General features: G+C 69.8%; 18 protein-coding genes. 15 read left to right on the forward strand and 3 right to left on the reverse strand.

Features of this window, described 5'->3' with window-relative positions; genetic code table 11:
* Position 1 precedes the first annotated feature (1 nt).
* The 12 genes from KM427_RS04120 (at position 2) to KM427_RS04175 (ending at position 14940) form a co-directional block, all read left to right on the forward strand.
* Complete coding sequence (locus KM427_RS04120; protein WP_215526351.1) at positions 2-1345, forward strand: NADH-quinone oxidoreductase subunit D; 1344 nt, start codon at positions 2-4, stop codon at positions 1343-1345.
* Positions 1342-1989, forward strand: a complete 648-nt coding sequence (gene nuoE / locus KM427_RS04125) for an NADH-quinone oxidoreductase subunit NuoE (protein WP_215526352.1) — start codon at positions 1342-1344, stop codon at positions 1987-1989. Before KM427_RS04120 ends, nuoE begins: the two co-directional genes overlap by 4 nt.
* The gene (nuoF, locus tag KM427_RS04130; protein ID WP_215526353.1) at positions 1986-3296 is read left to right on the forward strand and encodes an NADH-quinone oxidoreductase subunit NuoF; all 1311 of its coding nucleotides are present in this window, start codon (positions 1986-1988) and stop codon (positions 3294-3296) included. The genes nuoE and nuoF overlap by 4 nt, the downstream gene beginning before the upstream one ends.
* Positions 3293-5716 (forward strand): NADH-quinone oxidoreductase subunit G, encoded by a 2424-nt coding sequence (locus KM427_RS04135; RefSeq protein WP_215526354.1) that lies wholly within the window; start codon positions 3293-3295, stop codon positions 5714-5716. The genes nuoF and KM427_RS04135 overlap by 4 nt, the downstream gene beginning before the upstream one ends.
* Before the next feature lie 17 nt (positions 5717-5733).
* Positions 5734-7011 carry an NADH-quinone oxidoreductase subunit NuoH gene (gene nuoH, locus KM427_RS04140; RefSeq protein ID WP_215527510.1) on the forward strand — a complete coding sequence of 426 codons (1278 nt, stop codon included), beginning with the start codon at positions 5734-5736 and terminating at the stop codon, positions 7009-7011.
* On the forward strand, positions 7011-7589 hold the full coding sequence (gene nuoI / locus KM427_RS04145; RefSeq protein ID WP_183592749.1) for an NADH-quinone oxidoreductase subunit NuoI: 579 nt from the start codon (positions 7011-7013) through the stop codon (positions 7587-7589). Before nuoH ends, nuoI begins: the two co-directional genes overlap by 1 nt.
* The gene (locus KM427_RS04150) at positions 7589-8416 is read left to right on the forward strand and encodes an NADH-quinone oxidoreductase subunit J (RefSeq protein WP_183592750.1); all 828 of its coding nucleotides are present in this window, start codon (positions 7589-7591) and stop codon (positions 8414-8416) included. The genes nuoI and KM427_RS04150 overlap by 1 nt, the downstream gene beginning before the upstream one ends.
* Positions 8417-8421: 5 nt before the next feature.
* A complete protein-coding gene (gene nuoK / locus KM427_RS04155; protein WP_183593791.1) occupies positions 8422-8715 on the forward strand; it encodes an NADH-quinone oxidoreductase subunit NuoK in 294 nt (97 codons plus the stop codon).
* Between the two features lie 11 nt (positions 8716-8726).
* Positions 8727-10658 carry an NADH-quinone oxidoreductase subunit L gene (nuoL, locus tag KM427_RS04160; RefSeq protein WP_215526355.1) on the forward strand — a complete coding sequence of 644 codons (1932 nt, stop codon included), beginning with the start codon at positions 8727-8729 and terminating at the stop codon, positions 10656-10658.
* A complete protein-coding gene (locus tag KM427_RS04165) occupies positions 10655-12181 on the forward strand; it encodes an NADH-quinone oxidoreductase subunit M (RefSeq protein WP_215526356.1) in 1527 nt (508 codons plus the stop codon). The genes nuoL and KM427_RS04165 overlap by 4 nt, the downstream gene beginning before the upstream one ends.
* A 159-nt stretch (positions 12182-12340) precedes the next feature.
* Complete coding sequence (gene nuoN, locus KM427_RS04170) at positions 12341-13939, forward strand: NADH-quinone oxidoreductase subunit NuoN (protein WP_215526357.1); 1599 nt, start codon at positions 12341-12343, stop codon at positions 13937-13939.
* On the forward strand, positions 13936-14940 hold the full coding sequence (locus tag KM427_RS04175; protein WP_215526358.1) for a polyprenyl synthetase family protein: 1005 nt from the start codon (positions 13936-13938) through the stop codon (positions 14938-14940). The genes nuoN and KM427_RS04175 overlap by 4 nt, the downstream gene beginning before the upstream one ends.
* 3 nt (positions 14941-14943) lie before the next feature.
* On the opposite strand, the gene rarD is transcribed toward KM427_RS04175, so the two are convergent.
* From rarD to KM427_RS04190, 3 genes are read right to left on the reverse strand one after another with little or no spacing between them, the layout of a single operon-like run.
* Positions 14944-15852 (reverse strand): EamA family transporter RarD, encoded by a 909-nt coding sequence (gene rarD, locus KM427_RS04180; protein ID WP_215526359.1) that lies wholly within the window; start codon positions 15850-15852, stop codon positions 14944-14946.
* A gap of 15 nt (positions 15853-15867) precedes the next feature.
* Complete coding sequence (locus tag KM427_RS04185; RefSeq protein ID WP_502887150.1) at positions 15868-16950, reverse strand: 2-oxoacid:ferredoxin oxidoreductase subunit beta; 1083 nt, start codon at positions 16948-16950, stop codon at positions 15868-15870.
* On the reverse strand, positions 16947-18875 hold the full coding sequence (locus tag KM427_RS04190) for a 2-oxoacid:acceptor oxidoreductase subunit alpha (protein WP_252275044.1): 1929 nt from the start codon (positions 18873-18875) through the stop codon (positions 16947-16949). The genes KM427_RS04185 and KM427_RS04190 overlap by 4 nt, the downstream gene beginning before the upstream one ends.
* A 316-nt stretch (positions 18876-19191) precedes the next feature.
* Here KM427_RS04190 and KM427_RS04195 point away from each other — a divergent pair, with 316 nt between their 5' ends.
* The 3 genes from KM427_RS04195 to KM427_RS04205 are packed head-to-tail and all read left to right on the forward strand — an operon-like array spanning position 19192 to position 21906.
* Positions 19192-20229, forward strand: a complete 1038-nt coding sequence (locus tag KM427_RS04195; protein WP_215526361.1) for a sulfate ABC transporter substrate-binding protein — start codon at positions 19192-19194, stop codon at positions 20227-20229.
* On the forward strand, positions 20226-21107 hold the full coding sequence (gene cysT, locus KM427_RS04200; RefSeq protein ID WP_215526362.1) for a sulfate ABC transporter permease subunit CysT: 882 nt from the start codon (positions 20226-20228) through the stop codon (positions 21105-21107). Before KM427_RS04195 ends, cysT begins: the two co-directional genes overlap by 4 nt.
* The gene (locus tag KM427_RS04205) at positions 21100-21906 is read left to right on the forward strand and encodes a sulfate ABC transporter permease (protein WP_183592758.1); all 807 of its coding nucleotides are present in this window, start codon (positions 21100-21102) and stop codon (positions 21904-21906) included. Before cysT ends, KM427_RS04205 begins: the two co-directional genes overlap by 8 nt.
* Positions 21907-21923 lie beyond the last annotated feature (17 nt).

Raw genomic sequence — 21923 nt, forward strand, 5'->3', positions numbered from 1 at the left:
CATGAGCACCACCGAAGACCTCTACGCCGGCTCCAGCGAGACCACCGAGGGTCGCGTCTTCACCGTCACCGGCCAGGACTGGGACTCCATCGCCGAGGGCCTCGCCGAGGACGAGGTGATGGAGCGGATCGTCGTCAACATGGGTCCGCAGCACCCGTCCACGCACGGCGTGCTCCGCCTGATCCTCGAGCTCGAGGGCGAGACGGTGACCGAGGCCCGCTGCGGCATCGGCTACCTGCACACGGGCATCGAGAAGAACATGGAGTACCGCTCCTGGACGCAGGGCGTCACGTTCTGCACCCGGATGGACTACCTCTCGCCGTTCTACAACGAGATGAGCTACGTGCTCGGCGTCGAGCGGCTGCTCGACATCGAGGGCGACATCCCCGAGAAGGCCCAGGTCATGCGGATCCTGCTCATGGAGCTGAACCGCATCTCCTCCCACCTCGTCGCGATCGCGACCGGCGGCATGGAGATCGGCGCGCTGACCGTGATGACGATCGGCTTCCGCGAGCGCGAGCTCGTGCTCGACCTCTTCGAGCTGATCACCGGCCTGCGCATGAACCACGCGTTCATCCGCCCCGGCGGCGTGGCCCAGGACCTGCCCCCGGGTGCGCTCGACGAGATCCGCAGCTTCATCGCGCTGATGAAGAAGCGGCTCCCCGAGTACGCCGACCTCTGCAACGCCAACCCGATCTTCAAGGCCCGTCTGGAGGGCGTCGGTCACCTCGACCTGGCCGGCTGCCTGGCGCTCGGCATGTCGGGCCCGGTGCTGCGCAGCACCGGCTACCCCTGGGACCTGCGCAAGACCGAGCCCTACTGCGGCTACGAGACCTACGACTTCGACGTCCAGACCTGGGACACCTCCGACTCCTACGGGCGGTTCCGGATCCGGCTCAACGAGATGTGGGAGTCGCTGCGGATCGTCGAGCAGGCCGCCGACCGGCTCGCGAAGCTCGACGGCGCCCCGGTCATGGTCGCGGACAAGAAGATCGCGTGGCCGAGCCAGCTCGCCATCGGCAGCGACGGCATGGGCAACAGCCTCGACCACATCCGCCACATCATGGGTGAGTCGATGGAGGCGCTGATCCACCACTTCAAGCTGGTGACCGAGGGCTTCCGGGTGCCGGCCGGCCAGGTGTACGTGCCGGTCGAGTCGCCCCGCGGCGAGCTCGGCGCCCACGTCGTCTCCGACGGCGGCACCCGGCCCTTCCGCGCGCACTTCCGCGACCCGTCGTTCACCAACCTGCAGGCCACCAGCGTGATGGCCGAGGGCGGCATGGTCGCCGACGTGATCGTCGCGATCGCATCCATCGACCCCGTGATGGGAGGCGTCGACCGATGACACTCACCCAGGAGACCGTCGGCGAGCTGCGCGAGATCGCGGCCCGCTACCCCGAGGCCCGCTCGGGCCTGCTGCCGATGCTGCACCTGGTGCAGTCGGTCGAGGGCCGGATCACGCCCGAGGGGATCGAGGTCTGCGCCGAGATCCTCGACATCTCCGCCGCCGAGGTCAGCGGCGTCGCGACGTTCTACACGATGTACAAGCGGCGTCCGGTCGGCGACTACCACGTCGGCGTCTGCACGAACACGCTGTGCGCGGTGATGGGCGGCGACGCCATCTTCGACAAGCTCAAGTGCCACCTCGACGTGGGCAACGACGAGACCACCGAGGACGGCAAGATCACCCTCGAGCACGTCGAGTGCAACGCGGCGTGCGACTACGCCCCGGTGATGATGGTCAACTGGGAGTTCATGGACAACATGACCCCGGAGTCGGCCGTCGAGCTGGTCGACGACCTCCGCGAGGGCAAGGAGGTCCGCTCCACCCGCGGCCCGCGGATCGTCACCTGGCGCGAGGCCGAGCGCGTGCTCGCCGGCTTCCCCGACGACCTCGCCGACGAGGGCCCGGCCGCCGGCCCGGCCTCGCTCGTCGGCCTCGAGATCGCGCGCGAGAACGGCTGGACCGCGCCGGAGGTGGAGAAGTGACGAACACGCTGACCCCCGTCCTCACCGACAACTGGGGCGACGAGCGCGCCTGGACGCTGGCGGCGTACGAAGCCCGCGGCGGCTACCGGGCCCTCGACAAGGCGTTCGCGATGGCGCCCGACGCGGTCATCGAGGAGGTCAAGGAGTCCGGCCTGCGCGGCCGCGGCGGCGCCGGCTTCCCGACCGGCATGAAGTGGGGCTTCATCCCGCAGGACAACCCGAACCCGAAGTACCTCGTCGTCAACGCCGACGAGTCCGAGCCGGGCACCTGCAAGGACATCCCGCTGATGATGGCCAGCCCGCACACGCTGGTCGAGGGCGTGATCATCAGCAGCTACGCGATCCGCGCCCACCAGGCGTTCATCTACATCCGCGGCGAGGTGCTGCACGTGATCCGCCGCGTCCAGCGCGCGGTGCAGGAGGCCTACCTGGCCGGCCACCTCGGCACGAACATCCACGGCTCCGGCTACGACCTCGACATCGTCGTGCACGCCGGTGCGGGTGCCTACATCTGTGGCGAGGAGACCGCGCTGCTCGAGGGCCTCGAGGGCCGGCGCGGGCAGCCCCGGCTGCGCCCGCCGTTCCCGGCCGTCGCCGGCCTCTACGCGAGCCCGACGGTGATCAACAACGTCGAGTCGATCGCGTCGGTGCCGAGCATCATCGCCAACGGTCGCGGCTGGTTCTCGTCGATGGGCACCGAGAAGTCCAAGGGCTACGGCATCTTCTCGCTCTCGGGGCACGTGCAGAAGCCCGGGCAGTACGAAGCGCCGCTCGGCATCACGCTGCGCACGCTGATCGACCTGGCCGGTGGCATCCGTGAGGGCCACGAGCTGAAGTTCTGGACGCCCGGCGGCTCCAGCACCCCGCTGCTGACCGCCGAGCACCTCGACGTCCCGCTGGACTTCGAGGGCGTCGGCGCCGCGGGCTCGATGCTCGGCACCCGGGCGCTGCAGATCTTCGACGACAGCACCTGCGTGGTGCGCGCCGTGCTGCGCTGGACGGAGTTCTACAAGCACGAGTCCTGCGGCAAGTGCACCCCGTGCCGCGAGGGCACGTGGTGGCTGGTGCAGGTGCTGGCCGCGCTGGAGAAGGGCGAGGGCACCGAGGAGGACCTCGACCTGCTGCTCGACCAGTGCGACAACATCCTGGGCCGTTCGTTCTGTGCGCTCGCCGACGGCGCGGTCAGCCCGGTCGCCAGTTCGATCCAGTACTTCCGGGACGAGTACATCGCGCACCTCACCCAGGGCGGGTGTCCCTTCGACCCGGCCCGTTCGACCGCTTGGGCAGGACAGGAGGTGACGGCATGACGCAGACCCCCGCCACGACGGACCTCGTCACGCTCACCATCGACGGCGTCCAGGTCAGCGTCCCGAAGGACACGCTGGTGATCCGGGCCGCCGAGCAGGTCGGCGTCCAGATCCCGCGCTTCTGCGACCACCCGCTGCTCGCCCCGGTCGGCGCGTGCCGCCAGTGCCTGGTCGAGGTGCCCGACGCCGGCAACGGCCGCGGGTTCCCGAAGCCGCAGGCCTCCTGCACGCTGCCGGTCGCCGAGGGCATGGTCGTCCACACCCAGGCCACCAGCCCGGTCGCCGACAAGGCGCAGCAGGGGATCATGGAGTTCCTGCTGATCAACCACCCGCTGGACTGCCCGGTCTGCGACAAGGGTGGCGAGTGCCCCCTGCAGAACCAGGCGATGAGCAACGGCCGTGCCGACTCGCGCTTCTCGGCGCGGGGCGGGGTCAAGCGCACCTACCCCAAGCCGATCAACATCTCGGCCCAGGTGCTGCTCGACCGCGAGCGCTGCGTGCTCTGCGCGCGCTGCACCCGCTTCTCCGAGCAGATCGCCGGCGACCCGTTCATCGCGCTGGTCGAGCGCGGTGCGCTGCAGCAGGTCGGCATCTACGAGCGCGAGCCGTTCGAGTCCTACTTCTCCGGCAACACCATCCAGATCTGCCCGGTCGGCGCGCTGACCAGCGCCGACTACCGGTTCCGGTCGCGCCCGTTCGACCTGGTCTCGACGCCCGGTGTCGCCGAGCACGACGCCTGCGGCTCCGCGATCCGCATCGACCACCGCCGTGGCAAGGTGATGCGCCGCCTGGCCGGCAACGACCCCGAGGTCAACGAGGAGTGGATCACCGACAAGGACCGCTTCGGCTTCCACTACGCGACCGAGCCCGACCGGCTCAGCTACCCGCAGGTCCGCGAGACTCTGCCGGACGGGGGCAGGGGTGAGCTGCGCCCGGCGTCCTGGGCCGAGGCCTTCGCGGTCGCGGCCCGCGGGCTCCGCAACGCCGGTGCCACGGGCGTGCTGACCGGTGGCCGGATCACCGCTGAGGACGGCTACGCCTACAGCAAGTTCGCCCGCGTCACGCTCGGCACCAACGACATCGACTTCCGGGCCCGGCCGCACTCCGCGGAGGAGGCGGCGTTCCTGGCCGCCGAGGTCGTGCTGCGCACGCCGGTGGAGTACGCCGACCTCGAGTCGGCCGCGACCGTCGTGCTCGCGGGGCTCGAGCCCGAGGACGAGGCGGGGATGATCTTCCTGCGGCTGCGCAAGGCCGCTGGTGAGGCAGGCACGCGCGTCGTGTCGATCGCGCCGTACGCCTCCCGCGGCCTGGCCAAGATGCACGGCCAGCTGATCCGTACCGCGCCCGGCGGTGAGGCCGCCGCGCTCGAGGCCCTGGTCGGCCACGCCGACTTCGGCATCGACAGCACCGCGGTGATCCTGGTCGGCGAGCGCCTCGCCACGGTGCCCGGTGCGCTCAGCGCCGCCGCCAGCGTGGCCGCGAAGACCGGCGCCCGGCTGGCCTGGGTGCCGCGCCGGGCCGGCGACCGCGGGGCCGTCGAGACCGGCTGCCTGCCGAACCTGCTGCCCGGTGGCCGCCCGGTCGCCGACGCCGGCGCCCGCGTCGACGCCGGCGCCGACTGGGGCACCGACCTGCCGGACACCCCCGGTCGCGACGCCGACGGCATCGTCGCCGGGCTGCGCTCCGGCGAGCTCGGCGGACTGGTGATCGGCGGCGTCGACCCCGACGACACCGCCGACCCGGCCGCCACCCGCGCCGCGATCGAGGCCGCGACGTTCGTCGTCGCGCTCGAGCTGCGCGAGACCGACGTGACCCGGGCCGCCGACGTGGTGTTCCCGGTCGCTCCGGCCGCCGACAAGGCCGGCACGTTCGTCACCTGGGAGGGGCGCCCGCGCCCGTTCGAGGCGGTCTTCTCAAGCCCCTCCTCGCTGCCCGACCTGCGCATCCTCTCCGGCATCGCCGAGGAGCTCAGCGCACTGGGCCGGGGTCGGCCGCTCGGCTTCCGCACGGTCGCCGAGGCGCGCGCCGAGATGGCGGAGATGGGTCCCTGGGACGGCGCACGTGCCACGCTCGACGGCGGGTTCGAGGCAGGCGCTAGCGCGTCTTCCTCCACCACCGATGGGTTCGCGCTCGCGACCTGGAAGCTGATGATCGACAACGGCTCGATGCAGGACGGTGACAAGGCCTACCGCGCCACCGGTCGCGCTCCGGTCGCGCGGATGAGCCAGGCGACGTACGACGCCCACGGCAGCACCGTGACGCTCACCGGCGACCGCGGCTCGGTGACGCTGCCGGCGGAGCCGGCGGACCTCGACGACGACGTCGTCTGGGTGCCGGGCAACTCGTTCGGCAGGGGCGTGCTGGCCGACCTGGCCTCGCCCGGCAGCCGGGTCATGATCGCGAAGGGAGCCGACCGGTGAGCACCTCCGTACTCCCGATGGCCGCCGACTCGCTGGATGCGTTCGGCAACGACGTCTGGTGGGTCATCGGCCTCAAGACGGTGCTGATCTTCCTGGTCCTGGTGCTGCTCACCCTGTTCAACATCTGGTGGGAGCGCCGGGTCGTGGCGCGGATGCAGCACCGCATCGGCCCGAACGTCAACGGACCCTTCGGCCTGCTCCAGTCGCTGGCCGACGGCGTGAAGCTGGCGCTGAAGGAGGATGTCACCCCGAAGGCCGCCGACCGGCTGGTCTTCATCCTGGCGCCGATCATGGCCACGGTGCCGGCGTTCGTGGCGTTCGCCGTGATCCCGTTCGGTCCGACCGTGAACTTCTTCGGTCAGGAGACGCCGCTGCAGCTCACCGACATGCCGGTGGCCGTGCTGTTCGTGCTGGCGATCGCGTCGATCGGCATCTACGGCATCGTGCTCGGCGGCTGGTCCAGCGGCTCGACGTACTCCCTGCTCGGCGGCCTGCGCTCGAGCGCGCAGATGATCTCCTACGAGGTCGCGATGGGCCTGGCCCTGGTCGCGGTCTTCCTGTACGCCGGCTCGATGTCGACCTCGGAGATCGTCGCCGCCCAGGACGACCTGTGGTTCGGGCTGATCCTCGCCCCGTCGTTCGTCATCTACTGCATCGCGATGGTCGGCGAGACCAACCGCGCGCCGTTCGACCTCCCGGAGGCCGAGGGCGAGCTGGTCGGCGGCTTCCACACCGAGTACAGCTCGCTGAAGTTCGCGCTGTTCTTCCTGGCCGAGTACATCAACATGGCCACGGTCTCCGCGCTCGCGACCACGCTGTTCCTCGGCGGCTGGCACGCGCCGTTCTGGATCGACCACGTGTGGGCGGGCGCCAACGAGGGCTACTGGCCGCTGCTGTGGTTCTTCGGCAAGGTCATGTTCTTCGTCTTCATCTTCATCTGGCTGCGCGGCACGCTGCCCCGCCTGCGCTACGACCAGTTCATGGCGTTCGGCTGGAAGCGGCTGATCCCGGTCGCCCTGCTCTGGATCGTCGCCGTCTCGACCATCCGCGCGATCTCGCTCGAGGGTGGCGTCGACCGGCGCTGGATCCTGATCGGCATCGGCATCCTCGCCGTCGTGTTCCTCGTCCTGTTCTTCGTCGGCGAGGGAGAGCAGGGGGAGGCCGACGCCGAGGCCGAGGCCGCCCCGACCGGGTACCCGGTGCCGCCGATGCCCGCCGGGGGCGCCGTCCGCGGCGCCGCCCAGCCGCTCGCGTTCCGCACCTCGAGCTCCACCGTCACCGGAGGTGAGGGCTGATGGCCCAGCCGAAGTCAGAGTCCAAGTCCATGAAGGAGCAGTTCTGGGACCCGGTCGCCGGGTTCGGGGTGACCTTCCGGACCATGTTCAAGAAGGTCGTCACCGAGCAGTACCCGTTCGACAAGCAGCCCACGGCTCCGCGCTTCCACGGACGACACCAGCTCAACCGCTGGCCCGACGGCCTCGAGAAGTGCATCGGCTGCGAGCTGTGCGCCTGGGCCTGCCCCGCCGACGCGATCTACGTCGAGGGCGCATCGAACAGCGACGACCCCGACGGGGAGGGCCGGTTCAGCCCCGGTGAGCGCTACGGCCGCGTCTACCAGATCAACTACCTGCGCTGCATCCTCTGCGGCCTGTGCATCGAGGCGTGCCCGACCCGGGCGCTGACGATGACCAACGAGTACGAGCTGGCCGACGACAACCGCGCCGACCTGATCTACGAGAAGTCCGACCTCCTCGCCCCGCTGCTGCCCGGCATGGAGCAGCCGCCGCACCCGATGCGGCTCGGCGACGACGAGGGCGCCTACTACCGCGGCGAGTTCTCCGCGCCCGCGCCGGCCCAGGGAGGCGATGCCTGATGGTGGCCTTCTGGATCCTCGCGCCGATCATGGTGATCGCCGCCCTCGGCCTGCTCTTCGTCCGCAAGGCCGTGCACGCGGCCCTGCTGCTGGCGGTCGTGATGATCTCGCTCGCGGTGCTCTACCTCGTGCTGGAGGCGCCGTTCCTCTTCGCGGTGCAGATCATCGTCTACACGGGCGCGATCCTGATGCTCTTCCTGTTCGTGCTGATGCTGGTCGGCGTCGACGCGTCCGACTCGGTCGTCGAGACCATCCGCGGCCAGCGGGCGTTCGCGATCGTGGGCGGCGTCGCCCTCGGCGTCCTGCTCGTCACCGGCCTCGGCCAGGTCTCGCTCGGCACCGCGGTGGGGCTCGACGAGGCGAATGCGCCCGGCAACGTCCAGGCGCTCGCCAACATCCTGTTCTCCCGCTACGTGTTCGCCTTCGAGGCCACCAGCGCCCTGCTGATCACCGCCGCCGTGGGTGCGATGGTGCTCGCCCACCGCGAGCGGCTGACCCCGCGGGTCGGCCAGGCCGAGCGGGCCGCGCAGCGGCTCCAGGAGTACGCCGACAAGGGCGCGCACCTCGGCCCGCTGCCCCCTCCGGGTGTGTACGCCCGTCACAACGCGGTCGACACCCCGGCGCTGCTGCCGGACGGCACCGCCGCGGAGTCCTCGGTCTCGCGGGTGCTCGCGGCCCGCGGCACCGTGCGCTCCGCCCCGGCGATGGCCGACGACATCGAGGAGATCGAGAACCAGATCGGCTGGGCGCCGCACGCCGGTCGCGACGCGGCACCGCCGGCGTCGACGACCGAGGAGGCCCCCGCGACCGGAGGTGAGCACGAGTGAGCGACGTGACCCCCTTCGTCGTCCTGTCCGGGATCCTGTTCACCATCGGCTGCGTCGGCGTGCTGACCCGCCGCAACGCGATCGTGGTGTTCATGTGCGTCGAGCTGATGCTCAACGCCTCCAACCTCGCGCTGGTCGCGTTCGCCAAGCAGCACGGCAACCTCGACGGCCAGATCGCGGCGTTCTTCGTGATGGTCGTCGCCGCGGCCGAGGTCGTGATCGGGCTCGCGATCATCATGACCATCTTCCGGACCCGTCGCTCGGCCTCGGTCGACGACGCCAGCCTGCTGAAGTACTAGGAGTCGCGTAGATGTATGCGTTCCACGAAGGCGGCGGCATCCCGGTCGTCGACCCGACCTCCGCGGACGGCGTGTTCTCGCTGCTCTGGCTGGTGATCGCGCTCCCGCTCGCCGGCGCGGCGGTGCTGCTGATCGGTGGGAAGTACACCGACCGGTGGGGCCACCTGCTCGGCACCGCGCTGCCGATCGGCTCGTTCGCGATCTCGCTGGCGATGTTCATCTCGCTGCTCGGCCGCGACGACAACGACCGCCAGGTGGTCCAGGAGCTCTACACCTGGTTCCAGACCGGCCACCTCGACGTCGGCATGGACCTGCTCTACGACCCGCTGTCGGCGCTGTTCCTGCTGCTGATCACGGGTGTGGGCTCGCTGATCCACGTCTACTCGATCGGCTACATGGCCCACGACCCGCGGCGGCGCCGGTTCTTCGCCTACCTGAACCTCTTCGTCGCGGCGATGCTGATGCTCGTGCTGTCCGAGAACTACCTCGGACTGTTCCTGGGCTGGGAGGGCGTCGGCCTCGCGTCGTACCTGCTGATCGGCTTCTGGCAGCACAAGCCGTCCGCGTCCGCGGCGGCCAAGAAGGCCTTCGTGATCAACCGCGTCGGCGACATGGGCCTCTCGCTCTCGATCATGCTGTTCTTCATCACCTTCGGCTCGACCAGCTTCACGGTGATCAGCGCCGGGGCCGGCGAGGCGTCGCAGACCACGATGACGATCCTCGGCCTGCTGCTGCTGCTCGGCGCCTGCGGCAAGTCGGCGCAGTTCCCGCTCCAGGCCTGGCTGCTCGACGCGATGGAGGGCCCGACCCCGGTCTCGGCCCTCATCCACGCCGCGACCATGGTGACCGCGGGCGTCTACCTGATCGTCCGCTCCAACTTCGTCTTCGACCTCGCCCCCGACGCGCAGACCGTCGTCGTGATCGTCGCGGTGATCTCGCTGCTCTGGGGCGCGTGGATCGGCTGCGCCAAGGACGACATCAAGAAGGCGCTGGCCGGCTCCACCATGAGCCAGATCGGCTACATGATGCTCGGCGCCGGTCTCGGCACCGCCGGCTACGCGTTCGCGATCTTCCACCTGCTGACCCACGGCTTCTTCAAGGCCAACATGTTCCTCGGGGCCGGCTCGGTGATGCACGGCATGGACGACGACGTCGACATGCGGCACTACGGCGCGCTGCGCAAGATGATGCCGGTGACGTTCCTGACGTTCGCGATGGGCTACCTCGCGATCATCGGCTTCCCCGGGTTCTCCGGCTTCTGGTCCAAGGACAAGATCATCGAGACCGCGCTCGCCGAGAACTGGCTCGTGGGGCTGTGCGCGCTGCTCGGCGCGGGCATCACGGGCTTCTACATGACCCGGATGATGCTGATGACCTTCTTCACCGACAAGCGCTGGGAGAAGGACGTGCACCCGCACGAGTCGCCCTCCGTGATGACGGTGCCGCTGATCGTGCTGGCCGCGCTGTCGGTGCTCGGTGGCGTGATGATCGCCGGTGACTGGATCGTCGACTTCCTCGCGCCGGTGACCGGCGTAGCACCACACGAGGACCCACCGCTCCCGGCGCTCGCCATCACGGTGATCGCGGTCTGCGTGGTGGCCGTCGGCGTGGCACTCGCCTGGTTCCTGATCGGCAAGCGCGAGGTCCCGCGCGAGGCTCCGCAGGACGTCTCCTGGGTGACCAAGGCCGGCCGTGAAGAGGTCTACGGCAACCAGATCAACGACACCCTCGTGGTCAACCCGGGTCGGGAGCTCACGACGGCACTGCTGATCACCGACAAGTACGTCGTCGACGGCGTGTTCACGGGTGGCCCGGTCGCGCTCGGCGGGTTCGCCGGGTTCGCCCGCCGCGTCCAGAACGGCTTCGTCCGCACCTACGCCCTGTCCATCCTCGGTGGCGCGCTCCTGGTCGCCCTGGCCCTCCTGGCGGTGAATCTCGCGTGAACGACTTCCCCTGGCTCACCGTCCTGATCCTCGTGCCGCTCGTCGGCGCGCTGGTCACGGCGTTCCTGCCCAAGGCGAGCCGCCACACCCCGCTGCCCAAGCAGGTCGCGCTGGCGTTCGCGCTGCTGACCGCGGTGGTCGGCATCGTGATCGCGGCGCAGTACGACGCGGGCGCGGGCATGCAGCTGACCGAGACCCACACCTGGATCGAGGCCTTCGGCGTCCACTACGCCCTCGGTGTCGACGGGCTCGGCCTGATGATGATCCTGCTGACCGTCGGCCTGGTGCCGATCGTGTTCGTCGCCGCGTGGCACGAGGGTGACCGCAACCCGACGGCGTTCTTCGCCTGGGCGCTCGCACTCGAGGCGTTCTCCCTGTGCGTGTTCCTCGCGACCGACGTGTTCCTCTTCTACGTCGTCTTCGAGGCCACGCTGATCCCGGCGTACTTCCTGATCGGCGGCTTCGGGCGTGAGGGTCGCGGCTACGCGGCGCTGAAGTTCCTGATGTACCAGCTCGGCGGCGGCCTGGTGCTGCTCGCCGCGGTGATCGGGCTCTACGTCGTCTCGGCCGACGCCGGCTCGCCGTCGTACCTGCTCTCCGACCTGCAGCAGCTCGACATGAGCACCGCCTGGGAGCGCTGGCTCTTCGTGGGCTTCATGATCGCGTTCGCGGTCAAGGCGCCGCTGTTCCCGCTGCACACCTGGCTGGCCGACACCACCGAGAAGGCCACCCCCGGCACGAGCGTGCTGCTGGTCTGCATCCTCGACAAGATCGGCACCTTCGGGATGCTGCGCTTCTGCCTCGGGCTCTTCCCGGGCGCCTCGGAGTGGGCGACCCCCGTGGTGGTCACGCTGGCGCTGATCTCCATCGTCTACGGCGCGTTCCTCGCGATCGGCCAGGACGACATCCTGCGTCTGATCGGTCTGACCTCGCTGAGCCACTTCGGCTTCATCACGCTGGGCATCTTCGCGCTGACCAGCCAGGGCGGCTCCGGCTCGATCCTCTACATGGTCAACCACGGCATCGGCACCGCAGCGCTGTTCCTGCTCGCCGGCTACCTGATCCAGCGCAAGGGCACGTCCCTCATCAGCGAGATCACCGGCGTCGAGCGTCGGGCGCCGGTGCTGGCCGGGCTGTTCCTGATCGCCGGCCTGGCCACCCTCGGCCTGCCCGGGCTGAGCCAGTTCGTCTCCGAGATCCTGGTGCTGATCGCCGCCTTCGACTACCACTGGTGGGTCGGAGCGGTGGCCGTCACCGGCATCGTGCTCGCGGCGATCTACGTGCTCTGGCTCTACCAGCGCACGATGACCGGACCGTCGGTGCCCGGTGACGAGGCGATCCGCGATCTCGGCCGGCGCGAACTGGTCGCCGTCGTGCCGCTCATCGCGGCGCTCGTGGTCTTCGGCTTCTGGCCGATGCCGATGCTCGACGCCGTCAACCCGACCGTCGACTCGCTGCTCCAGCACGTCGGCGTGACCGACGACCCGCCGACCGTGCCGGTGGCCGAGGAAGGTGCTCACTAAGCGATGTCTCCTCACCGCACGACCTGCTGCGCGACGACCTGCGGGCGCCTGGACGGCGTTGTCCTCGGTCGTCGTGGCTCCGCCACGCCTCCCTCGTCCGCCTTGCCAGGCATCCCGCAGGCCGCCGCTCGCGACGGTCAGCGGTAAGGAGACAACGCTATGGACTTCACCAAGCCCACCATCGAGTACGGCGACATCTGGCCGCTGATCCTGGTCTTCGCCGTGGCCTGTGCCGGTGTCATCGTCGAGGCGTTCCTGCCGCGCGAGCGGCGCTTCCTCGTCCAGACCGTGCTCACCGGCGGCGGCCTCGTGGCCGCGCTGGTCGGGACCGTCCTCGTCTGGCGCGGCCTGGCGGACCACGGCGACGGTGCCGCCCGCGGCGCCATCGACGTCGAGGGCACGCTGGTCGTCGACGGTCCGGCGGTCTTCCTCTGGGGCGTCATCCTGGTCTGCGCGCTCGCCGGCGTCCTGCTCTTCGCCGAGCGCCGGATCGAGGGCGGCGTGTCCGCGTTCGCCGGCCAGGCCGCCGCGCTCCCGGGCACCGAGGCCGAGCGCCAGGCGTCCACCCGCGGGCTGGAGCACACCGAGGTCTACCCGCTGCTGATGTTCGCGGTCTTCGGCATGCTGCTCTTCCCGACGGCCAACGACCTGCTCACGCTGTTCGTCGCGCTCGAGGTGCTCTCGCTGCCGCTGTACCTGCTTTGCGGCCTCGCCCGCCGGCGCCGGCTGCTCAGCCAGGAGGCGGCGCTGAAGTACTTCCTGCTCGGCGCCTTCTCCTCCGGCTTCTTCATCTACGGCGCCGCACTGATGTACGGCTTCGCCGGCTCGATGGAGTTCGCGAACATCAACGAGGCGGTCCGCAACGACCTGGGCAACCAGACGCTGCTGCTGATCGGCGTCGGCATGCTGTCGGTCGGCCTGCTCTTCAAGGTCGGCGCGGCGCCGTTCCACAACTGGACGCCCGACGTCTACCAGGGGGCACCCACGCCGGTGACGGCATTCATGGCGGCCGGCACGAAGATCGCGGCGTTCGGCGCGATCCTGCGGCTCTTCTACGTCGCGCTCGGCGCCGACCGGTGGAGCTGGCAGCCGATGCTCTGGGTGGTCGCGATCCTCACGATGCTCGTCGGCGCGGTGCTCGCGATCGTGCAGACCGACATGAAGCGGATGCTCGCCTACTCGTCGGTCGCGCACACCGGCTTCCTGCTGACCGGCGTGCTCGGCGTGCAGCAGGCCTCGGAGCTCTCCGACGGCGAGATCACCTCGACCCAGGCGGTGCTCTTCTACCTGGTGACCTACGCCTTCTCGATCATCGGCGCCTTCGCCGTCGTGACCCTGGTGCGCGACTCCTCGGGCGAGGCCTCGGCGTTCACCCGCTGGCGCGGCCTCGGCCGCCGTTCGCCGCTCGTCGCCGGCCTGTTCGCGTTCTTCCTGCTCTCGATGGCCGGCATTCCGCTGACCGCGGGCTTCGTCGGCAAGTGGGCGGTCTTCACCGTCGCGCTCGCCGCCGGCGCCTGGCCGGTCGTGCTCGCGGCGATCGTGTGCAGCATCATCGCGGTGTTCTTCTACGTCCGCGTGATCGTGCTGATGTTCTTCGTCGACGCCGGCCCCGAGCAGGGCGAGGTCGCGAGTGTCACCCGGCCCTCGGTGCTCACCTCGCTGACCATCGCCGTCGGGCTCGCCGCGACGCTCGTGCTCGGCGTCGTACCTGGGCCGGTTCTCACGCTGGCCGACCATGCTGGACAATTCCTCAGGTGACGACAGGATCTGCCGCTCTCGCTCTCCCCGTCGGTGACGAGGCCCTGGCCACGAGGCTTCGTGAGCGCCTGGGCCTCGTCGAGGACGCGCTGGCAGGTCACGTCCGCAGCCGCGCCGAGTTCGTGACGGAGATGGCGAGCCACCTCATGGAGGCGGGCGGCAAGCGGTTCCGGCCGCTGCTGGTGCTGCTCGCCGCCGAGGCGGGGGACCGGCCCGACGCCGACGAGGTGATCACCGCGGCCTGCGTGGTCGAGCTGACCCACCTGGCGTCGCTCTACCACGACGACGTCATGGACGAGGCCGACCTGCGCCGCGGCGCCGACACCGCGCACTCGCGCTGGGGCAACCACGTCGCGATCCTCACCGGCGACTTCCTGTTCTCGAAGTCCTCCGAGCTCACCGCCGAGCTCGGCGCCGATGCGGTGCGCATCCAGGCGCAGACCTTCACCCGCCTGGTCGAGGGGCAGATCCTCGAGACGATCGCGGCCGGACCCGACGAGGACCCGCTCCAGCACTACCTCGAGGTCGTCGCCGGCAAGACCGGCTCGCTGATCGCCACTTCGGCGCGCTACGGCGCCCGCTTCGGCGGTGCCAGCCGTGAGGTCGAGGAGGCGCTCACGGCGTACGGCGAGATCGTCGGGTCGGCGTTCCAGCTCTCCGACGACATCCTCGACATCGCCTCCGACCAGGGCGAGTCGGGCAAGACCCCCGGCACCGATCTGCGTGAGGGCGTCCGGACGCTGCCCGTGCTGATGGCACTGGCCTCCACCGACCCCGCCGACGCCCGCCTTCGCGAGCTGCTCGACGGCGACCTGAGCGACGACGAGCGCCATGCGGAGGCGCTCGACCTGCTGCGCAAGCACCCCGCCATCGAGGAGGCTCGGGCGTACGTCGTCGCCGAGGCCGAGCGGGCCAAGGCCCGGCTCGTCCCCGTCCCCGAGGGCCCGGTGCGCGCCGCGCTCGAGGCCTTCGCCGACATCGTCGCCACCCGTTCCGCGTAGTCCTCAGACGGCGGAGGCCTCGACGGTCAGGCGCAGTTGCCGTCGCCGGTGGCTGATCGCCTCGACCGTGAAGATGACGAGCGCAACCCAGACCAGCACGAAGCCGATCCAGCGGCCGGCGGGCATCTGCTCGTGGAACCAGAACACGCCGAGGCCGAACTGCAGGATCGGGGTGAGGTACTGCAGCAGGCCCAGGGTCACCATCGAGACGCGGGTGGCGGCGCCGCCGAAGCAGATCAACGGCACGGCCGTGATGATGCCGGTGGTGAGGAAGAGCAGCGCGTGTCCGGTGCCGTGGTTGCCGAAGTTGGACGACCCGGTGGCGCCCAGCCACAGCACGTAGACGAGGGCGAACGGCCCGATGACCGCCGTCTCGAAGGTCAGGCTCTCGGTCGCGCCGACGTTCGCGGTCTTCTTGCAGAGTCCGTAGCTGCCGAACGACAGCGCGAGGACCAGTGCGACGTACGGCAGGCGCCCGTAGTCGAGCGTGAGCACGACGACGGCCGCGATCGCGATGCCGATGGCGACCCACTGCGCCGGCCGCAGGCGCTCGTGCAGGATCAGCACACCCATGAGCACGGTCACCAGCGGGTTGATGAAGTAGCCGAGCGACGTCTCGACCACCCGGCCGTTGTTGACGCCCCAGATGTAGGTCACCCAGTTCACGCTGATCACGACGGCGGCGATGGTCAGCACGACCCGGACCCGGCGGTCCCGCGCGATCGCCCGCAGCTGCGGCGTACGCCGCACCAGCACGATCAGCGCGAGCATCGTCAGGCACGACCACAGCACCCGATGGGCGAGGATCTCGAACGCCCCGGCCGGCTCGAGGAGCGGCCAGTAGAGCGGGAACAGGCCCCACAGACCGTACGCCGCGACGCCCAGGAGGAAGCCGCGGCGCTGGTCTGGCACCGACCCAGGATAGGGTCAGACGACCGTCCAGGTGTCGCCGCCTCCGATGAGGGCGGCGAGGCGGTCGGTGGGGTCGCCGGGCGTGGCCTGCTGGGCGGTGGTGATCTGGCCGCGGGCCTGGTCGTCGTAGGTGGGGCGTTCGATCTGGCGGAAGATCCCGATGGGGGACTGGTTGAGGTAGCCGGCGTCGGTGAGTCGTGAGATCGCGAACGCGGTGGTGGGGTCGGGGTTGTGCGCGTCGTGGACGAGGATCGCATCGTCACCGACGTCTGCGACCGCGACGATCTTCACCCCGCCGGTCTCGCTGTCGCGGACCAGCCCCTTCGCGCCGTTGCCGAAGACGATCGGCTCGCCGTGGGCCAGCGGGATGATCGCGTCGGCCTTGGTGTCGTTGTCCTTGATCGCGTCGAAGGCGCCGTCGTTGAAGATGGGGCAGTTCTGGTAGATCTCGACCAGCGACGTGCCGCGGTGCGCGGCGGCCGCGGACAGCACGGTGGTGAGGTGCTTGCGGTCGGAGTCGATGGTGCGGGCGACGAAGGTGGCTTCGGCGCCCAGCGCGAGCGAGACCGGGTTGAACGGGTGGTCGAGGGAGCCCATGGGGGTGGACTTGGTGATCTTGCCGGCCTCGGACGTGGGGGAGTACTGGCCCTTGGTGAGTCCGTAGATGCGGTTGTTGAACAGCAGGATCGTCATGTTGACGTTGCGGCGTAGGGCGTGGATGAGGTGGTTGCCGCCGATGGAGAGGGCGTCGCCGTCGCCGGTGACGACCCAGACGGAGAGATCCTCGCGGGCGGTCGCGATGCCCGTCGCGATCGACGGCGCACGGCCGTGGATCGAGTGCATGCCGTAGGTGTCGAGGTAGTAGGGGAACCGGCTGGAGCAGCCGATGCCGGAGACGAAGACGATGTTCTCGCGGCGCAGGCCGAGGTCGGGCAGGAAGCCCTGGACGGCCTTGAGGACGGCGTAGTCGCCGCAGCCGGGGCACCAGCGGACCTCCTGGTCGGAGGTGAAGTCCTTGCCGGTCTGCGGCTGATCGGTGGTGGGGACCAGCTCGACACCCGAACGCAGTCCGGGGAACGGAAGCCCGGTGGTGCTCACTTGCCTGCCTCCTGAGGAGTGAGGTCGACGGTGACTCCCTCGGCGTCGGCCACGAGGCCGCCGATCGCCTCGGCGAGTGCCGCGGCCTTGAGGGGCATGCCGTTGATCTGGTTGTAGCCGATGGCGTCGATGAGGTATCTGCCGCGGAGTAGGAGGGAGAGTTGGCCGAGGTTCATCTCGGGGACGAGGACCTTGTCGTAGCGGTGGAGGATGTCGCCGAGGTCGTGGGGGAAGGGGTTGAGGTGGCGTAGGTGGACCTGCGCGACGTGGTGGCCGGCCTTGCGGACGCGGCGTACGCCGGCGCCGATGGGGCCGTAGGTGGAGCCCCAGCCGATCACGAGGACCTTGGCCTTGCCGTGTCCTGGGGGGCCGGAGGGGTCGTCGACCTCGAGTGGGGGGAGGGAGTCGGCGATCCGGTCGATCTTGGCCTGGCGGGTGCGGACCATGAGGTCGTGGTTGGCGGGGTCGTAGGAGATGTTGCCGGTGATGTCGGCCTTCTCGATGCCGCCGATGCGGTGCTCGAGGCCGGCGACGCCCGGGGGCGCCCAGGGACGCGCCAGCGTCTCGGCGTCGCGGGCGTACGGCTGGAACTTCCCGTCCTCGGTCAGGTCCTCGGTAGTCGCGAACGCCGGGTCGATCTTCGGCAGGTCGACGATCTCGGGGATCCGCCAGGGCTCGGAGCCGTTGGCGAGGTAGCCGTCGGAGAGCAGCATCACCGGGGTGCGGTAGGTGATGGCGATCCGGGCGGCCTCGAGGGCGGCGTCGAAGCAGTCGCCGGGCGACTGCGGCGCGACGATCGGGACCGGGGCCTCGCCGTTGCGGCCGTACATGGCTTGGAGGAGGTCGGCCTGTTCGGTCTTGGTGGGCAGGCCGGTCGACGGGCCGCCGCGTTGGACGTCGATGACGACTAGGGGGAGCTCGGTCATCACGGCCAGGCCGATGGCCTCGGACTTCAGCGCGATCCCGGGTCCGGAGGTGGTGGTCACGCCGAGGGAGCCGGCGAAGGAGGCGCCGATCGCGGAGCCGATGCCGGCGATCTCGTCCTCGGCCTGCAAGGTGGTGACGCCGAAGGCCTTGTGCTTGGACAGCTCGTGGAGGATGTCGGAGGCCGGGGTGATCGGGTAGGAGCCCAGGAACACCGGGAGCCCGGACTGGACGCCGCCGGCGACCAGGCCGTAGGCCAGGGCGAGGTTGCCGGTGATGTTGCGGTAGACCCCCGGGGCCATCGGGGCGGGCTTGATCTCGTAGGAGACCACGAACGCCTCGGTGGTCTCCCCGAAGTTCCAGCCGGCCTTGAACGCGGTGATGTTGGCGTCGCGGATCGCCTCGACCTTCGCGAACCGCTTCTCCAGGAACGCGATGGTGGGCTCGGTCGGGCGGCCATACATCCACGACAACAGGCCCAGGGCGAACATGTTCTTCGCCCGGGCGGCGTCCTTGCGGGACAGGCCGTACTCCTTGACCGCCTCGACCGTCATCCCGGTCAGGTCCACCGGCTGCACCGCGAACGCGCCCAGCGGGTCGTTCGCATCACCCAGCAGATCGAGTGGGTTCGACTCATAGCCGGCCTTGGTCAGGTTGCGGGCGGTGAAGTCGTGGGTGTCCACGATGATCGTCGCGCCCTGGGGCAGATCGCCCAGGTTCGCCTTCAGCGCCGCCGGGTTCATCGCGACCAGCACGTCCGGGGCATCGCCCGCGGTCAGGATGTCGTGGTCGGCGAAGTGCACCTGGAACGACGACACGCCCGGCAACGTGCCCTGCGGGGCCCGGATCTCGGCCGGGAAGTTCGGCAACGTCACCAGATCATTGCCGAACACCGCCGACTCCTGAGTGAACCGATCACCCGTCAGCTGCATCCCATCACCGGAATCACCAGCAAACCGGATGATCACCCGATCGAGCTGCTTGACCTGCTTGTTAGACACCGGCCGCGCCCACTTCCCTCAGTTGCGTGCTTCCGTCGTCGGCCCGCGCCCCATGGCGGGCGGACGACCCCCTCGATCGTACTGGCGGTACGGCGGAACAGAAGCGCCGTTCATCCTGACCGCCTCCCGACTTCTCCACGATAGACCGCCGCCCCGGTCTCCCGCGGGTGTCTCTTCAGGTGAGCGCCCGCCCGCGTGTGACGCAGGACACGCCCCGCCCAGGAGGTGGGCATTGGACACTAACCGCCTAAAGTCGAGTAATCTCCTCGTTATTCACTAGAAACGGCCCGAGCGTGGGCGGCGGGAAAGAGGAGAGATGAAGACTTCGATCAAGGTTGCGGCGGTCGCGGTCGCCGGGGTGCTGGCCTTGACCGGCTGCTCGACTGCGGACGGCAGCGACAGCGGGGAGACCCTGGACATCAACGCGTTCTCCGTCATGGAGGCCGCCAACGAGCCGGTGTTCGCCGACTTCCAGAAGACCGACGCGGGCAAGGACGTCGAGTTCCAGACGTCGTACGGCGCCTCCGGTGACCAGAGCCGCGCCGTCGTCGCGGGTGCCGACGCCGACGTCGTCCACTACTCGCTGGAGACCGACGTGACCCGCCTGGTGGACGAGGGGCTGGTCGCGAAGGACTGGAAGGACAACGCGACCGACGGCATCGCCACGTCGTCGGTGGTGGTGTTCGTGGTCCGGAAGGGAAACCCCGACGACATCCAGACCTGGGACGACCTCGTGAAGCCCGGGGTCGAGATCATCACCCCGAACCCGGGCTCGTCCGGCTCGGCCCGCTGGAACATCCTCGCCGCGTGGGCCCACATCACCGGCAACGGTGGCTCCGAGGCCGACGCCAAGGCGTTCATGACCAAGCTCCTCGGCAACACCATCGCGCTTCCGAGCAGCGGTCGCGACGCCACCACGGCGTTCACCCAGGGGAACGGCGACGTGCTCCTCTCCTACGAGAACGAGGCGATCCTCGCCAAGCAGAACGGCCAGGACGTCGACTACGTCGTACCGCCGGACACGCTGCTGATCCAGAACCCCGCCGCGGTCACGACCGACGCAGACGACACCGCCCAGGCGTTCCTCGACTTCATGACCTCCCCCGAGGCCCAGGCCGACTACGCCACCTCCGGCTTCCGCCCGGTCGTCGACGGCGTCGACATCCCCGAGGTCGAGGGCGCCAACGACCCGAGCGACCCGTTCCCGGCTCCGGACGAGCTCTTCACCATCGACGACGACTTCGGCGGCTGGTCCGAAGCGGCGGACAAGTTCTTCGGCGACGGCGAGGACGGCAACCCGCTGGGCATCATCACCGAGCTCCAGCAGCAGACCGGCAAGGTGGGTGAGGAGTGACGTCAGCCCTCGCCGGGGTCACGGGTGCGGCAGCCGAGCCGGCGTCCCACGAGGGACGCCGGCCTCGGCGCTCTCGTCGTGCGACCCCGAGGAACACGCTCACCAAGGGAGCCGCCCTGGGCCTCGGCGTCACCATGGTCTGGTTCAGCATCCTCGTGCTGATCCCGCTGGCCGCCATCGTCGCGACCGCGAGTGAGAACGGCTGGAGCCAGTACGTCGCCACCCTGCAGAACCCGCAGACCTGGGCCGCGATCAAGCTGACGGTCGGCCAGGCGCTGCTCGTCACGGTGATCAACATCGTGATGGGCACGGTGATCGCCTGGGTGCTGGTCCGTGACCGGTTCCCGGGCAAGGCGATCCTCGACGTCATCATCGACGTGCCGTTCGCGCTGCCCACGATCGTCGCGGGGCTGGTGCTGCTCGCGCTCTACGGGCCCAACAGCCCGATCGGGGTGCACTGGGCCAACACCGAGCGCGCCGTCTTCCTCGCGCTCGCCTTCGTGACGCTGCCGTTCATCGTGCGCACCGTACAGCCCGTGCTCGAGGAGCTCGAGTCCGACGTCGAGGAAGCCGCGGCCTCGCTGGGGGCCAGCCGGACGACGATCATCCGACGCATCGTGCTGCCGAGCCTGACCCCGGCCATCGCCGCCGGCGCGGCGCTGTCCTTCGCCCGCGCCATCTCGGAGTACGGCTCGCTGGTGCTGCTGAGCGGCAACCTGCCGTTCCGCACCGAGGTGGTGTCGGTGCGGGTGCTGTCGTTCATCGAGAACGGGAACACCGCCTCCGCGGCCGCGCTTGCGACGATCATGCTGGCGGTGGCGCTGCTGGTCATCGTCGTGCTGGACATCGTGCAGAGGCGGGTGTCGCGCCGTGGTTGAGGTCTCCACTCCCGTCCGCTGGGCGCTCCGTCTCGCGGCGGTCGCGTACGTGTTCTTCCTGGTCGCGTGGCCGGTGGCGCTGGTCGTCCGGCAGACGTTCTCGAACGGGCTCGACAACCTCATCGAGGCCTTCCAGGACCCGCACGTCGTCAACGCGCTCGAGCTGACCCTGATGGTCGCCTTCTGGGCGGTCGTGATCAACACGCTCTTCGGCGTGACCATCTCGATCCTGCTGGTCCGCTACGAGTTCCCGGGCAAGCGGCTGCTCTCGGCCCTGATCGACGTGCCGCTGTCGGTGTCGCCGGTCGTCGTCGGCCTGGCGCTGCTGCTGGTCTACAACGGCCGGGACGGCTGGTTCGGGCCCACGTTGGAGGCCAACGGCCTCCAGGTCATCTTCGACACGCCCGGCATGATCATGGCCACCTGCTTCGTCGCACTCCCGCTGGTCATCCGCGAGGTCGTGCCGACACTCACGGAGGTCGGCGACGACCAGGAGCAGGCGGCCCGCAGCCTGGGCGCGAACGCACGCCAGACCTTCTGGCGGATCACGCTGCCCAGCATCAAGTGGGCCGTGATCTACGGCGTGGTGCTCAGCCTGGCCCGATCCCTCGGCGAGTTCGGCGCGGTCAAGATCGTCTCGGGCAACGTCACCGGCCGCACCCAGACCGCGACGCTGATGGTGGAGGCGAAGTACCAGAACTTCCAGCAGGGCACGGCGTACGCGACGTCGTTCCTGCTGATCCTGGTCAGCATCGCCTGCCTCGTCGTCGTCGCCGTGCTGCGGCCCAAGCACCCGTGACCGCCCCGCCCTGCTCG

The organism is Nocardioides sp. LMS-CY, from assembly GCF_018732145.1.
GTDB lineage: Bacteria > Actinomycetota > Actinomycetes > Propionibacteriales > Nocardioidaceae > Nocardioides > Nocardioides soli.